Source organism: Planctobacterium sp. AWH2_060, assembly GCF_056158425.1.
Genome location: NZ_JBSWTG010000001.1, coordinates 1,438,406 through 1,454,114 on the forward strand (window position 1 = coordinate 1,438,406; position 15,709 = coordinate 1,454,114).

The following is a 15,709-nucleotide window of genomic DNA, read 5'->3' on the forward strand; positions in this document are numbered from 1 at the left end:
AACCCCTGTTGCTCGCACCCCTATCTCCTCAACGGAGCAGCGGGTGGTTCCACTTTTGACAATATCATTCCCAATCAAACTAATTTTATACGCTCTTCCACAGAAATTATATTGAATTATATGGACAGCCACCAAAACTGTACTTCAGTACAGTTTTCAAACTAACAGGATTGTGCAAAAGTAGAGTTCTGTTAATCAGACTCAGGAAGAGTCCAAATGCCAAAAGCCAGGAAGGCACAAGTTTGCCTTGAAGATACGCCCTATTATCATTGTGTTTCTCGTTGTGTGCGCCGCGCATATTTGTGCGGTGAAGACCAGTTAACCGGCAAGAGTTATGAACATCGTCGGCAGTGGGTGCAGGATCGTATTCACTTTTTATCTCAAATTTTCGCCATAGATGTATGTGCCTATGCGGTGATGAGCAATCACACCCATCTGGTATTGCACATTAATAAAGATTTATCTGACAGTTGGGATACCGAGGAAGTGATTCACCGTTGGCATCGGTTGCATAAAGGCACTTTGCTGAGTCATCAATACATGCACCCTGAACAGCGACTAAATATGCCTGAATCACAACTGCTCACCCTTGTTGAGACGGCAGATGTTTGGCGACATCGTCTAACCGATGTCAGTTGGTTTATGCGCTCCTTGAATGAATATATTGCCCGTGAAGCAAATAAAGAAGATGAGTGTACCGGCAGATTCTGGGAAGGCCGCTTCAAGTCACAAGCCTTGCTGGATGAAGCTGCCCTAACAGCCTGCATGGCTTATGTGGATTTAAACCCTATCAGAGCCGGAATAGCTAAAACACCGGAACAGTCGAACCACACCAGTATTCAGTATCGAATAAATGCTGCTAAAGCTGGTAAAAGTCCCAAATATCTAACAGCGCTGGCTGGCAATTTTAAAGAAGAAATGCGCCATAGTTTGCCGTTTCATTTAACCGACTATCTGGAGCTGGTGGATAGCACCGGCCGTGTTATACAGCATGATAAAAAGGGATTTATTGAAGAAGCAACCCCCGCCATTTTGCAGCGTCTCAACCTCAAACCGGAACAGTGGCGAGAACTCACTACTCAATTTGAGGACTGTTTTCACCATGCCGCAGGTAGTGAGTCCTACCTGGAAGCTTACGGGCATCGACATAAATTAAAACGACTCAGGGATAAAAACACCGCGATAAGGCTATTTGGCTGAACGCCATAAGAAAAATAGGTGTGGTTTTAGTATTACGTTTTTGTAAGGGGCAACGTCGCCTTGAGGATTATATTGGGACTTAAAAATCAACTAAACCTACAACCTTTCAATTATCTCATCCTGCTATCCAAGCATTAAAGCTAAGTCTCACTTATATTCTCCGCAAATCACAAAGCCATACCAAAGACCGTGAATACATTTTGCCTGCTTCTGATGGCAGTCTCGTTCAAATTATAATGGGTGTCTTGTTAAAAAGATGGGTGTCTTGATTAGGAAAAATAAAAAACCCTCCGCGTTGGGAGGGTTGCAGGAATTATCCACAATGAGCAAATGGATAATCTACTACTCGGTGTCTGTTTTGCTATTTGTCGTTGTCTTCTTTGCAGTTGTGCGACGTGTAGCTGGTTTTGCAGCTGGAGTCGAAGACGTTGACTTAGCAGTGGTTGTTCTGGGTTTACGTGTTGTAGTGCGTTTTGCAGCAGGTTTCGATGCAGGTGCAGCAGCGCCCTGAGTATCACTTGCCTGATTTGCAGCGGCTTTTTTCGCCTGTTCAGTTTTAACAGACAGCGTCGCTACGATCTCAGTTAATGCGTCAACCTTCGCAGCTAAACGTGCAATCTTGTCCTGTTTAGATTCCTTATTAAGGCCCAGTTTTTCACGCAGTTCGAGAATTTTCTCGTCTTGCTGAAAACCAGATTGAAATTTAGTTTTCAAATCGCCTTCAATTGTCGCGCCCTTAGCAAGTACACCGTTTACCAGCGTATTTGTGCCTTCGAACAACTCGTCCATTTTCTTAACTGCGTATTCTTTACTAACAATACACGCCCCTAATCCCGCTAACCAAAACTGACGGCCAGCCTTCTCTACGTTCTTAACAGTACTCATGAAACACTCCCGTCTTTGGGTAAGCAAAACAGATGTGGCAGAGGCAGCGCCTCTGCCAGGAAATTTAATTACTTAGCAGACAGCTTAGCAACTACGTCAGTCAAAGCGTCGATCTTTGCAGACAGTTCAGCAATCTTGTCTTCGTCAGTTTGCTTGTCCAAACCTAACTTCTTACGAACTTCAGCAACACGAGCTTCGATGTTTGCTTTTTCTTTGAACTTACCTTTAGCTTCAGTTTCTAAAGCTTCGCCCTTGTTTACCAGGTCGTCGAAAACTTTAGTAGCTTCGGTGTTCATTTTTTCGAAGTTGCTTTGAACTTCATCCAGGCTCTTACCATAAGCGCCCAAACCTGCTAACCAGATTTTGCGTGCAAATTCTTCAGCGTCGTTTACTTTTGATTTGATGTTTTCAAGTTTAGTCATTTGTTGAATCCTCAGTTTGTGGTTGATTCGTTATTTGATGTTGCACAGTTTAAGGACATAATTTAGAAATCGCATACTAAACCCCAAAAAAGGGCTTAAAACACTTTAACTGTATGATTTTTAACAATTTAATAGAGAATTAAATTAATGCAGGAAAAGTATAAAGAAGTGGTTTAGAAAGCAATGCCTAAAACTCAGAGAGAGTTTTAGGCAGAAATGAGTATTTAATCCACCAATCCGGCTGGCAGGTCGTTACGAACTTCGGCCCATAACTTACCACTATCAATACCGTATTGACGGACCACAGCAGGAACGCCTTCAAAATCAGACTTTTTGGCCAACTCCAATAACTGTGAATAGTAATTTAAGGCAATTTCACGTGCTTCGGGTCTGTCAAAGTAAAAGCCACCGATACGAGAATATAAGCCTTTAAAGCCATTCATCATCAACACATATACTTTATTGTCTGACGCTAATGCCAGATCATGTGTTAATTGATAATCCAATATCGCGAACGATTTACCGTCTCCGGCCATAATCTCTTCTGATTTACGCAAATGGGGTTCTAGTAACGCCACGACCTTGTCACTGGCATTTTTGATGGCAGAACGAATAAACAGATTAGTGACGTTAGTTCTTGCGGCCAACAAATCATCAACCAGTTTAGGGATCCCATCTTCATTAAGTCTCGCCAGGGCTTCCAGAATGTTGAGACCGCAAGTCTCCCAAAAATCATTAACGCGAGTTGGTTTACCGTGTTGTATCGTCAACCAACCATCTCTGGCCAAACGTTGTAAAACCTCTCTCAAGGTTGTTCGGGTAACACCAATTAACTCGGATAACTCTCTTTCAGCTGGCAAAATCGTGCCTGGCGGAAAGCGTCCACTCCAGATTGATTCAACAATATATTCTTCTGCGAACCCGGCAGGGCTTTGCGCTTTGTAAATCATTCAGATCGCTCACTAATTATTATTATGGCGTTTTCGACCTACTGATAGGTTCAAATTTTAGCAACCTGACAAGGGTGCTCAATTAACAACTCAAACCACCGGAAGGTTTTATTTTCACTGGTCCCTGTACAGGTTCTACCAGTTAATATGCTAAAGCTAACAACGAATGCAAAGTGAATCAATAAACAATTTAAGGAAAGGCAATAAATATCCGCTAATTATGGAAAATGGCAAAGTAACTGGTTAATTTTCATGCTGCAAGTTCAAATAGCAACTCCAGGTACCTGCTTGTATATATTTTGAGATTTTGTTTAAAAACCAGCTAATTAACGATTAAACTTAACGCTAATAGTGTTTTATAGCTTGCAATTTAAGTGCACAACCTCTAAAACAGGTGTCAACTTATTAGTATGAAAAAAGGAACGGTTTTCAATGCCCCAATATCTGCTTAAGTCCCTGTACCAAAACTTTCTGGGTAACGCCCCGGACTGGTACAAAAAGGCCATTATTGCGTTTCTATTTATTAACCCATTCTTATTTCAATTAAACCCATATATTGCTGGATGGGCTCTGGTATTACAGTTTATCTTTACTTTAGCGATGGCACTTAAGTGCTACCCATTACAACCTGGAGGTTTACTATTGCTGGAAGCACTGGCGATAGGCATGACCTCACCGGAAATGATGCGGCATGAAATCATAGTTAACATCGAAGTGGTGCTGCTATTGGTGTTTATGGTGGCAGGTATTTACTTCATGAAAGACCTGCTGCTGCACGTTTTTACCAAGCTGTTAATAAAGCTGGAAAGCAAGATTGCCCTTTCTGTGGCATTTTGTGCCGCTTCAGCAATTTTATCGGCTTTTCTAGATGCCCTGACCGTTGTAGCAGTAATTATAGCCGTTGCGACTGGTTTCTACTCCATTTACCACAAAGTCGCCTCAGGTAAATCATTTCACCACGATCATGATCACACGGACGATGACGGACTACACCACCCTACCCGTGATGACTTAGAAGACTTCCGCGCCTTCTTACGCAACCTGATGATGCATGCCGCTGTCGGCACAGCACTCGGTGGCGTTATGACCATGGTGGGTGAGCCACAAAACTTGATCATTGCGCAGCAAGCCAGTTGGGGCTTCCTGGAATTCTTTATTCGCATGAGCCCTATTACCATTCCAGTGTTTATTTGTGGCTTGTTAACAACCGCCTTATTAGAAAAGGCCAAGATATTTAGCTACGGTGCACAATTATCACCAGCCGTACGTGAGATATTAACCAGCTATAGTACTCACTTAGATGAGCAACGCACCGATAAAGACCGTGCTAAGCTGTTTATTCAATCTATTATTGCAATCTGGTTAGTCATCGGCCTGGGAATGCACCTTGCGGCAGTTGGCCTGATTGGTTTATCCATAATTGTACTGGCAACCGCATTCTGCGGTGTCATCGAAGAACATGCAATCGGTCATGCTTTTGAAGAAGCGCTGCCTTTTACCGCATTGCTGTGTGTGTTTTTCGGTGTAGTAGCCGTAATTATTGACCAAAAATTATTTATTCCGGTTATCCAATGGGTACTGACCTTCGAAGGTAAAACTCAGTTGCTGGTGTTCTATATGGCAAACGGCGTGCTTTCGATGGTGAGTGATAACGTGTTTGTTGGCTCGGTTTACATCACGGAAGTAGGAAATGCATTAAAAGCGGGGGAAATTACTCGCGACCAGTACGATATGTTAGCCGTTGCGATCAACACTGGTACTAACCTGCCAAGTGTTGCGACTCCTAATGGTCAAGCGGCATTCTTGTTCTTGCTAACTTCGGCCCTGGCCCCTTTATTGCGTCTTTCTTACGGTAAGATGGTATACATGGCGCTGCCCTACACTGTGGTATTAACCATCGTTGGTTTGCTAGCGGTTTACTTTAATCTTTATGACATGACAGACTGGTTCTATGAAATGGGTTGGATTCAACACCACTCAGCTGAGCTGGGCGAAGTGACAGGTCACTAACAGTCATTTACATATTTTATTCTGAAAAGCACCTCATGGCAGGTGCTTTTTTTTTGCATAAGCCTTTATAATGTCGCAAAAAACAAGAGAAATCATCGTGCTTGACCTTCTGAGTAAATTTCCTGACCAAAAAAGCGCCTGGGGGGCCTTGTGGCTAAGCGCCTTAGGCTTTGAAGTTACCGCGCTATTTTTCCAGTATTACATGGGATTAGCGCCCTGCATCATGTGTATTTATCAGCGTACCGCTATGTTAGGCGTGTTGTTCGCCGGTCTAATCCCTTTTGTTTACAATCATTTCGCAACACGCCTGCTTGGCTTTATGTTGTGGGGACTTTCTGCCATTTGGGGATTATTGATTGCCATTGAGCACGTTGATATTCAGATGGAGCCAAACCCGTTTTTTGCATCTTGTGAGATTGTGCCTAACTTCCCGACCTTCTTACCACTACACGAGTTAATTCCGTCATTTTTTGCCGCCACCGGCGACTGTGGCAATATCGACTGGCAGTTTTTACACTTTTCTATGCCGCAATGGATGATTATCTTATTTGGCCTGTATAGCCTAATGTTGGGTGCCATCCTGATACCGCGCCTTATCGTGCAAAAGAAATTTTAATAGGTATATCCCAAAACCTTTTGCGGTTGATGATACCTCAAGCCTGGCATTTATCCGGGCTTATCCGTTTGCCAGCATCACCACGGTCCAACCTCTGTAAGCCACACACGTGCCTTTGACGTTATCTGAGAACGCAGAAAATCAGTTGCTATTGGCAGGCCATATGCCATCACAAGGCGTTTGATGGCCGAGAGGCCTTGTGTATTTTTACCGGATCTCATGCTTATATTTCCGGGCTAGATTACGAGAAAGGACCAGCGGTGCACTTCAGTGGCACGACCCAGCGATTACCCGAAGATGATAACAAACAGGTAGCATTGTGCATGCTAAGTGCCTATGAGGCAGATCACAAAGAGCATAGCGAAGTATACAGCGACGATTATATTGATAAACTCAGTAGAGCCATCGTGAGTTTTCACATTTCAGTGAACCAGGTGCAGGGTAAATTTAAGCTGGGTCAAAATCGCAGCCAAACCGATCAGCTCAAAACACGGCAAAGATTAGCCAACAGTGATAACTTTGATGATCGAGCGTTGGCTCAGTTTAATGCACAGTATCAGAACTGATATAACAGCCTCGCGTACCACAAGCCACCATTTATTCCCATGGGCGATGTAGAGGGATACAGTGCCCCCGCTCTGCCTGCCCAGGGATTGCTATCAGGTCGGTTATCTAACAGATTGTTAGCACCCAGCACTAATGACCAGGACGGTGAAAACTGGTAACCAAACTCAATATCTACGGTAACCTCAGGCCCGGCGAAAATATCAAACCCTGAAGAGGCATCAAGGTGATCCTCGTAGTACCCTGAGTAATAATTAAAACGCAACAGCGTATTAAAATCGTCCCAAGTTTGACTGATGGCCAAAGACGCCCGGTGCCTTGGAATGTTTTCTTCAATCATCCGAATTCGCTGCTCTGTCAGATTGGACTCGGTTACCTGATTGCCATGAATATCGGTTCTGGTGTACATCGATACTCGTTCTACTTCTGTTTTGGTCCAGTTATAGTTAAACGAAAACTGGGTCTGCACACCTTCGATATCAGTGACATAATTCATCACCCAATCGATACCCCGTGTTTGGGTATCAAAATCATTGGTAAAATACTTTATCGAGGCAAATCGATCAGCGTCATCTATGCCTAAGCGCACCAGAGCAAGCAGATCCTCATCCGTTAACGCGATACCCGAAGTTGTACTAATACGCTCTTTTAGCGCAATCTGAAAGTAGTCCAATGTCACGAAAAATTGTTTGGCAAACTGTCCGACAAAGCCGAGGCTAATATTAACCGACTCTTCGGGTTGCAATGCGGTAGCGCCTACCTGCTGGCTAATCGGATTTGTCGGAGGCAGTGTGGCCTGATCCTGAAGTTGATTGTTGTAAAATGCCGTAGTGACATTGATCACGTTACTTTGCCCGACAGTGGGAGCTTTAAAACCGCTATTAATTGAGCCTCTAACCGCGAAAGCATTATCTATTTGGGCCAGAAATGACAACTTGCCATCCAGAGTATTGCCAAAGTCGGTGTAGTCTTCGTAACGCAGAGATGTGTTTATCAATAAATTTTCACGTAGCCAGGATTCCAATTCAACATAGGCAGCCCAATTCCCTCGGGTCCAGCTGCCCTGTGACTCCGGACGATATCCAGGAAATCCATTTGAACCGATTGTCAGCCCCGTAGCCTGACGCGTCTCAGCCGTCAGCGCATAAGGACCGGTAACCCAGGAAGCATAATCGCCAGCCACCTGCCGATACGTTTCTCGGCGCCACTCCAAACCCGTGGCCAGACTCAATTCATCATACCACCCAAGAGCAAAAGACTTCTTAAGATCCAGATTAATACTTTTTTCAATCTGTCTTGCTCCACCCGGGTAAAACGAGGTCGGTGACTCTGGCCCCAGCGAGGGATTTACTGATTGGCTAAGGAAGTAGTCAACAGCGGAATAGCCCAACGCGGCACTAAAGTCATACTCCCAACCTTTGCTCATAGCACCATTTACCCCTATTGCCCAAAAGCCATCTTCCACTACACCGCCAAATTTAGGCGTAAAACCAGCTGGAAACATTTCATTAAAAGCAAAACAATTGGGATCACTAAATACTTGCTGATATTCCGGTGTTAAATGCAGCACAGTGTCACTTGTGTATGTCAATTCGGGACACTGGTGGTCATCTTCTGGGGTTAAATCCAACACAATCCATTGATAAGCTGAAGGCATTAAAAACTCATTATTAGCTTCATTATTGCCTTGTTCTGAATCATAAACAGGGATGGCATTAACTCCTGATCGCGTTTGCGGGTTGCGATAGAAAAAGCCACCTTCTATCTTGCGTTTAGCGATATTGGCAAAACTATACAAATGGCTCTCTGCATTGAGCTCTATGCCGATATTGGCCATTGCCTTAAAATCATAATAGGTTTTAGGCGTTCCCCAAACCTGAGCCGGATCAGCTACCGACAGGCCATTTTCAGCCAAAAAGCTGGCGTCATGCCTTTGTGTGCTTCTACTGGTAGGGTCTTTGTGTATGGATTCAGCGCTTAAATTAATAAAACCATTGTCACCCAATTCAAACCCGCGATTAGCCAGCAGTTGTAAAGCCTGACCATCCCCTTCGTAATACTGTGCTACCCGGCTTTCAAACAAGCCACCTTCGCTTTCATCTTTGAGAGTGAAATTTAATACGCCAGCTATCGCATCCGAACCATACTGAGCAGAGGCGCCATCTCTTAATACCCCAACTTGTTTAATTCCTGAAATGGGGATAGCGGCGATATCTGGCCCCTGAGCGCCATCAGAGAGTCCACCGCCTAAAAATGTAATCACTGCAGAGCGATGTCGCCTTTTACCATTTATCAGAACAAGTGTGTGATCTGACGCCATACCCCGTAAATTTGCAGGCCTGATAAGGGTAGAAGCATCATTAATAGGCTGATCATTAACATTAAATGAGGGGATCAGTTTAGAAAGCATAGACAACATGTCAGTGTTGCCCTGTCGGCGCATATCAGCGGCAGAAATAACATCTAAAGGCACCGAGGACTCAATCGCATTACGCGGGCTGGTGCGAGTGCCGACTATGGCTATTTTCTCTATGTAGGTTTCCTGTAATTCAACCTTATAACTGGAGAACTCTTCCTCCATGTCACTGGTTAATACCGGCCGCGCAGTAGCATATTTTGCCGGTACGTGCCGGATTGGACGCACACTCAGCTGACCGTTAATATCTGTCACAGGATACAGCCCGGTTCCTTCCAGCAGTTTAACGATACCTAACTCAATCGTGTACTCCCCTTCCAGAGCGTTGGTTCGCTCTTGTTCTGCTAATTCGTAGGGAAATAAAAGTGTGGTGTTAGCCTGCAGCGCAAACTCGGTCAGCGCTTCATGGGCCGGAAGAGCAGGAATGGCAAATAAAATCTTGTCATCGGCGTGACTGCTGACAGGGAGTACTAAATAAAAGAAGCACAAAAAAATAAGAATACCGGCTCTCACCCGGGCAAAGGCCGCCGGGAAGCCTGAAACAAAGACTCCCAACCTCGCAGAATAGTTTTTATATGCGTTCCCGAATACTGGCAAAGTTAATTTTTATTTTGGTTTTTATGGCTGGCACATTACCAAAAAAACTTAGAAAACGCTTGCTAATTAATTAGTTTGCGCCGCATTTAGATAAATCACTTCGCCCACAATTTCATGCTCAATGGCAAAGTTATTTTGCAGTGCATGTAACAAGCCTTCGGTATCCCCTACTTTGAAGTAACCTGCGACACGACGACTTTTAATACCATCGTCTTTTAACACAAACTGTTTCGCTGTATAGCGGTTCATTTCCGCAATCGCATACTCAAGGTTTTCTCCCTGAAATACCAACATGCCCTGCTGCCACGACAAATTGCGCTGCACCTGGTCCAGTGACAAGCGGATCATCGGTTCGGATAAAAAGCCATCAAACACCGCAGTATCTCCGGACACCATAATGGTTCCCAGAGCACTAAAGTCATCACTTTTAAGTTTGTATATATCATCCGGCATCGACTGGTTGATTTCGGAAACCAACACCTTGCCTTCGGTTACCAACAACTCGAAACGTTTGTTTTCGAGTAACTGGACGTTAAAAGCGGTTCCTATGGCGGTTACCTTATTTTGCCCTGCCGAGACTACAAAGGGTCGGCTGGCATCAGGGGCTACCTCAAAATGCGCTTCGCCGGAAAGAATCGTAATACTGCGCACTTTTTCATTGAGACTGATTTCAACAGCACTATTAGTGTTTAGTGCTACCAAGGAGCCATCTTGCAACGCAATTGTTTTCTGCTCGCCAACTGAGGTCTGATGAATCTGGCTTTGCGCTGCGATTTGCTGCTGAGCACCACTTTGTGGTTGCCATTGTAGCCACATAAATAAAATTGCACACAGCAAGGTAAAGCTCGCAGCCGTCGCCATAACCGGTCGCTTAAAGCCTGCCAATTTAGGATGTCCTTCAGGCTTAGTTTTTTCTGCAAGTGGAAACAAACCACTTAACTCATGCATGACACTTAAGTCATCCCACAAAGCTGCCATCTCAAACAAAGAGCTTTGGTGATTATCACTTTGCTTTACCCACAGCTGCAACTGATTGCGCTCAGGCTCTTTTAATCCTCGATCTATTCGACTGATCCATTCACAGGCTTGCTCTTGAATCTGCTCTTTCGAAATAAGCGGGGTCACATTACTCATAACTTATTTACCACGTCCGAACAGGTTAGAAAGATTATTTTTATAATCTCCTTTCTTCGCCTTTTCAGACTTTTCACTTTGACGACCACTACCGGCAGCCTGACTCGTTTTTAAAAAATTAGCACATTGATGCAATCCTTTAGCAACATGCTTCTCTACGGTACTCTCGCTAATCTGCAAGTAATCAGCAATCTCTCGCTGACTCAACTCATAAACTTTTTTCAATAGAAATACCCGCTTTACTTCCGGGGACAGGTGATCGGTAGCACGGCAGAAATGTAAAAACCGCTCCTTACTTTCAACCTGTCGTTCCAACTGCATCCCGGCAAAAATTGCGTCTTGCTCATCCAGCTCTTCCATTGAAAAATTGTGTTTTTCTGAAGCTTTAGAGATATGATTTAACGCAAGGTTCCGTGCGGTCTTCAGCATATAGGTTTTTTCAAACTGAATTTCCTGCTTTAATTCCGCTTCGTAACTGCGCAACCACGTTTCCTGAACTATATCGTCCACTTCCTCTGAACTTACGATCCCACTTACCGCACGCTTTAATTGCGAACGATATTTAAGAAATACGTCAGTAATGTTTGAGGGTTTAGTCATATCTTTATTAGTTTTTGCAATCTATTGCTATGTCCACATAAATAGTAGCCATAGCAATAGATTGAAATCTCATCCAATAAAATGGGGGCAAATGCCCCCATTCACTTCAGTGTCAGGGAGGACACTATATTAGAAGTTATACAAGGCTCTCAAGTAGTAAAAACCACCATTGATACCGATGGGTGAAGTTACCGGGTATTGAGCACCAGCGACTTCAGTATCCCACTGAGTATTCTCGTCTGGGTATTCATCAAATGCATTCTTCGCACCTAATACCAATGTCAGAGAATCGTTAACGGTATAACCCAACTCAAGATCAACTGTTACTTCTGAGCCCAGATAGATATCCAGGTCACCACCTGAATCCAGGTGATCCTCATAAATACCGCCGAAGTAGTTCAGACGGCCCATAACACGCCAGTCACCATTTGTGTGATTAGCCGTTAAGCTATAACGAACACCTGGCAAGTTGTCTTCAATCATTTCGATACGTGCTGCGTTGATGTTAACACGTTCGTCAGCACCAATGCTGCCGATTTGGTCAGGGCTGATTTCTCTTACGCTACCGTTGTTTACATTTGTAGCTTTAACTGAATCAACTTCAGTTTCAGTCCAGTTATATGCCAATGAGAATACAGTATCGCCGCCTAACATCTCCATGGTGTAGTTAGCCACTAAATCCACACCCTGTGTAGTCGTGGTGAAGTCATTGGTGAAGAACTTAACTGAGCTAAAGCTGCTGGCATCGGTTACACCGTTTGCTAACAGAGCATCAATATCTTCTTGTGACAGAGCCAAAGCAGAAGTCGTTGTTAAACGGTCTTCCAGTTCGATGTTGTAATAATCCATTGTAATAAACAGACCATTGTCCAACTGGCCCACTAAACCAAAGCTAAAGCTGGTGCTTTCTTCAGGTTGTAGTGGTGTAGCACCTTTTTGCTGCGCAATTGGGTCGGTTGGCGGCAACGTTGCCTGGTCTTGCAGACCACCCGGTGCAAAGGCCGTAGTTACGTTACGTACATTACTTTGACCAATGGTTGGCGCTTTAAAGCCAGTAGCAACCGCACCACGCAATGCCCAATCGTCCGTCATCTGCCAGCGAGCAGACAATTTACCTTTGGTGGTATTACCAAAGTCAGAGAAGTCTTCGAAACGAATTGCGGCACCGACCATCAGGTCTTCAGTCAAATACATTTCAGAATCAAGATACATAGCCACGCTGTTACGGCTTTCTTTACCCTGGAATTTAGCGTTAAGGCCAGGGAAACCGTTGGAACCAATACCAAACCCTTGAGCGGCATAAGGTCCTACTTCATATGACTTAGCGTCACCTGCAATCGACTCATAAGATTCATTGCGGTATTCAAGACCACCGGCCAGGAACAGAGGCTCATACAAACCCACTTCAAAGGACTTATTCAAATCAATGTTGAAGCTTTGCTCAGACTGAATGTATCGACCTGGTTTAAATTCAGTAGGTGTATCTGGACCAAGAGATGGGTTAATGGTGTTGCGAATGGAGAAGTCTACTTCGTTCATGCCCACATAAGCACTGATGTCGTAGTTAATTTCGTCGCCAAATTCACCTTTAGTACCAACTACGATAGATGCGTCCTGGATTTTACCACCAAAGCGAGGAGTAAAGCCGCCCGGGAACATTTCGTTGAAGGCAAAACAATCGGGGTTATTAGCCACTTCGCTCTGATAACGTGGATTATCCAGAACGTTGTCACCCACTACGATATCAGTAGGACAGTTACCTGACATATCGCCAGTTACATCGGCAACTAACAGTAGCTGCTCGCCGTCTTCGTTTGTACCACCGTCATAAACACCGCCACGGGTGTGTGGATTACGGAAATAGAAGCCACCGTCAACTTCACGCTCTGCATAGTTTCCGAAGAAATACGCAGAATCAGTATTATTCAGCTCAATCCCACCATTGAAGACAAATTTAATATCACCGCTAACTTCTGGATTACCCCAGATCTGCGCTGGATCCGCTACGTGCGTATTACCACCAGCAATCAGAGCCGCTGCATCGTCACGCTGTACACTACGAGACGTATCGTCAGACTCGCGATATTCATAGCTCAGATTCAGGAAACCGTCTTTTGTGAAAGGCAAACCAATATTACCGGAGAGCATCATCATGTCTCCATCGCCTTCGTAATATGAGCCGTAACGGGCTTCCAGGCTACCGCCTTCAGAATCATCTTTTAACGCAAAGTTAATAACACCAGCGATAGCATCAGAACCGTACTGAGCTGCCGCACCGTCACGCAATACTTCTACTTGCTTCAATGCAATAGAAGGAATAACGGAAATATCTGGGCCCTGGGCACCATCAGATAAGCCACCACCTAAGAAGGTAATAACGGAAGAGCGGTGACGACGTTTGCCGTTTAAAAGTACCAGAGTGTGGTCAGATGCCATACCACGTAAGTTAGCCGGACGAACCAGTGTTGACGCATCGTTGATAGGCTGTTCGTTTACGTTAAATGAAGGTACTGCCGCCTGCATCATGGAAACCATGTCAGTGGAGCCCTGATTACGGAATTCTTCTTCAGAAATAATATCTACCGGTACGGCTGACTCACCGACAGAGCGAGGTGCTGAACGGGTACCGACTACGGCGATTTTTTCAACGCTGGCGTCCGCATTTTCGCCCGACTCTTGAGCCATAACTGCAGGTACTGCGGTAATTGACGCTGCCAATGAAGACATTGTCACAAAACGAATGCATTTGCTCAGTTTTGATAATTGACTGTTCATAGCTGTGTTCCAATTTTATTCTAAGTGTTTAAGCTCTTTTTACAGAGCCATTGTGTATGTGATTTTTGTGGATTTTTTTCCTGCACACTGAGCCAACGCCCATATGCGCCATTTATTTATAGACAGATAAATCGCGGAAAACAAACACTTTTTAGCAAATTAAAAAATATATTTTTTTTGATAGAGGATTTTGATTTTTGACCTGTCTGTACCTTATGGAACACACTAAAAAGAAGCTTAAACACGCTTGTTATCAGGGGTCAGGGATGACCCCGACTCTTTTTGGCCTGATGTTACTCATTACAGAATTTTTCTCTGAAATGAGTAAAGTGAAAACACTGGTAACATTTTTCGTATAATTTTTGCATCTGCAACAATGCGGAAACTATCGCCCGTTTTTCGAAAAAAACCGCCCTTTGCAGGTAACTTCCAGGCAAAACACCAAGCTGCCACAAATCAAGGCAATATCGCGAACGATTTTTGAGCGACATCCGACACAGCCTGACCTAACCGAAGCTAAAACCTAATTATTTTGGCTACGTCTTAAATTATCGATTTTGCAGTACTCAACCTAACTACAGGCTCTGGTTTTGAGTTTACTGTTAGATAGACTTTTTTGGCACCGCGGTCTAATTCAACCATTATCATTTGATTGAAATCATTGTCGGGGCGCCGACTGCGCCTTAAGGTGACCGGGCTGCGCCCCCCTTAAGAATCCCCCGCAGCCCCTGACGCGCAAAAGCATAAACTTCTCCATCAGAACAACGACGACCATCAATGACAGCACTTCCCTGTGCTGGGCATTGATTGAGATATCATCCCTGATATCTCTCATCGTTGTTTGAACTGATGTCGAAGTTTATTGCGCGTAAAGGGAGATTAGGTTCAGTACTCCGAACAAATATTGCCAGAACCGAACCTGTAAACGAATTAATTTTGCTTTAATGCTAAAAGAAAAATATTAGTTTCTGGACACCATGGTCACTAAATGAGCATTCATGCTCTCGCCCAGTGCGACTAATACCAATCAATAATATAGCAGTTTACTCAGTCAACATCCTGAAGTGGCCACAGCACGATGTAATCTTCATACTTTTCTTTATCCACCTGATGCTCATACACGGTTTTGCCTCGTACTGACATTCCGGCCTTGTGCATTGCCGTTTTCTTATTGCGGTTTAACAATGGATGCCACTGTGGAAGCCCCCGTCCTTCGTGTAAACGGCGATAAGTGCAACTATTGGGCATGTAGAAAATATCCTGCAAGTTATCCTTGGTTAACTGCACACAATCGGGTACCAGTTCTGTGCGTTTTTGATATTGAGTACAGGAGCAGGTTTTGGTGTTGAGGTAATCACAAACAATATTGGTGAACTCCACCGTCTCACCTTCCTGCAATACATCTGTACTTTCCGGGGTTTCAACCGCTTCATCATCAATAAATTTATGCAGGCAGCATTTGCCACAGCCATCACAAAGCGACTCCCACTCCGTCCTGGTCATTTCTGATAAAGTTTTCTCTTCCCAAAATGCCGCCACG

General features: G+C 44.3%; 12 protein-coding genes. 4 read left to right on the plus strand and 8 right to left on the minus strand.

The genetic code is table 11. The features are described from left to right. Positions 1–216: 216 nt before the first annotated feature. The gene (locus ACXAD8_RS06315) at positions 217–1,200 is read left to right on the plus strand and encodes a transposase (RefSeq protein WP_475226268.1); all 984 of its coding nucleotides are present in this window, start codon (positions 217–219) and stop codon (positions 1,198–1,200) included. Between the two features lie 342 nt (positions 1,201–1,542). On the opposite strand, the gene ACXAD8_RS06320 is transcribed toward ACXAD8_RS06315, so the two are convergent. From ACXAD8_RS06320 to fadR, 3 genes are all read right to left on the minus strand, one after another. Then, a complete protein-coding gene (locus ACXAD8_RS06320; protein ID WP_475226270.1) occupies positions 1,543–2,085 on the minus strand; it encodes a hypothetical protein in 543 nt (180 codons plus the stop codon). Between the two features lie 68 nt (positions 2,086–2,153). Continuing rightward, the gene (locus ACXAD8_RS06325; protein WP_475226273.1) at positions 2,154–2,507 is read right to left on the minus strand and encodes a phasin-related domain-containing protein; all 354 of its coding nucleotides are present in this window, start codon (positions 2,505–2,507) and stop codon (positions 2,154–2,156) included. Positions 2,508–2,731: 224 nt separating this feature from the next. Next, positions 2,732–3,457 (minus strand): fatty acid metabolism transcriptional regulator FadR, encoded by a 726-nt coding sequence (gene fadR, locus ACXAD8_RS06330; RefSeq protein WP_475226275.1) that lies wholly within the window; start codon positions 3,455–3,457, stop codon positions 2,732–2,734. A gap of 432 nt (positions 3,458–3,889) precedes the next feature. Between fadR and nhaB the strand changes: the two genes are divergently transcribed. The 3 genes from nhaB to ACXAD8_RS06345 all read left to right on the plus strand — a co-directional run bounded on the left by nhaB (position 3,890) and on the right by ACXAD8_RS06345 (position 6,649). Further along, positions 3,890–5,467, plus strand: a complete 1,578-nt coding sequence (gene nhaB, locus ACXAD8_RS06335) for a sodium/proton antiporter NhaB (RefSeq protein WP_475226278.1) — start codon at positions 3,890–3,892, stop codon at positions 5,465–5,467. Between the two features lie 97 nt (positions 5,468–5,564). Continuing rightward, on the plus strand, positions 5,565–6,083 hold the full coding sequence (gene dsbB / locus ACXAD8_RS06340) for a disulfide bond formation protein DsbB (RefSeq protein WP_475226280.1): 519 nt from the start codon (positions 5,565–5,567) through the stop codon (positions 6,081–6,083). A 161-nt stretch (positions 6,084–6,244) separates the two neighbouring features. Beyond that, the gene (locus ACXAD8_RS06345) at positions 6,245–6,649 is read left to right on the plus strand and encodes an FMN-binding negative transcriptional regulator (RefSeq protein ID WP_475232895.1); all 405 of its coding nucleotides are present in this window, start codon (positions 6,245–6,247) and stop codon (positions 6,647–6,649) included. On the opposite strand, the gene ACXAD8_RS06350 is transcribed toward ACXAD8_RS06345, so the two are convergent. The 5 genes from ACXAD8_RS06350 to ACXAD8_RS06370 form a co-directional block, all read right to left on the minus strand. After that, positions 6,640–9,552 carry a TonB-dependent receptor plug domain-containing protein gene (locus ACXAD8_RS06350; RefSeq protein ID WP_475226282.1) on the minus strand — a complete coding sequence of 971 codons (2,913 nt, stop codon included), beginning with the start codon at positions 9,550–9,552 and terminating at the stop codon, positions 6,640–6,642. The genes ACXAD8_RS06345 and ACXAD8_RS06350 overlap by 10 nt on opposite strands. Before the next feature lie 174 nt (positions 9,553–9,726). Continuing rightward, on the minus strand, positions 9,727–10,794 hold the full coding sequence (locus ACXAD8_RS06355; RefSeq protein WP_475226285.1) for a FecR family protein: 1,068 nt from the start codon (positions 10,792–10,794) through the stop codon (positions 9,727–9,729). A 3-nt stretch (positions 10,795–10,797) separates the two neighbouring features. After that, on the minus strand, positions 10,798–11,394 hold the full coding sequence (locus ACXAD8_RS06360) for an RNA polymerase sigma factor (protein ID WP_475226288.1): 597 nt from the start codon (positions 11,392–11,394) through the stop codon (positions 10,798–10,800). A 129-nt stretch (positions 11,395–11,523) separates the two neighbouring features. Then, positions 11,524–14,169: a TonB-dependent receptor plug domain-containing protein gene (locus ACXAD8_RS06365; RefSeq protein ID WP_475226290.1), complete on the minus strand. Its 2,646-nt coding sequence runs from the start codon at positions 14,167–14,169 to the stop codon at positions 11,524–11,526. A gap of 1,047 nt (positions 14,170–15,216) precedes the next feature. Next, positions 15,217–15,708 (minus strand): YcgN family cysteine cluster protein, encoded by a 492-nt coding sequence (locus tag ACXAD8_RS06370; protein WP_475226293.1) that lies wholly within the window; start codon positions 15,706–15,708, stop codon positions 15,217–15,219. Position 15,709 lies beyond the last annotated feature (1 nt).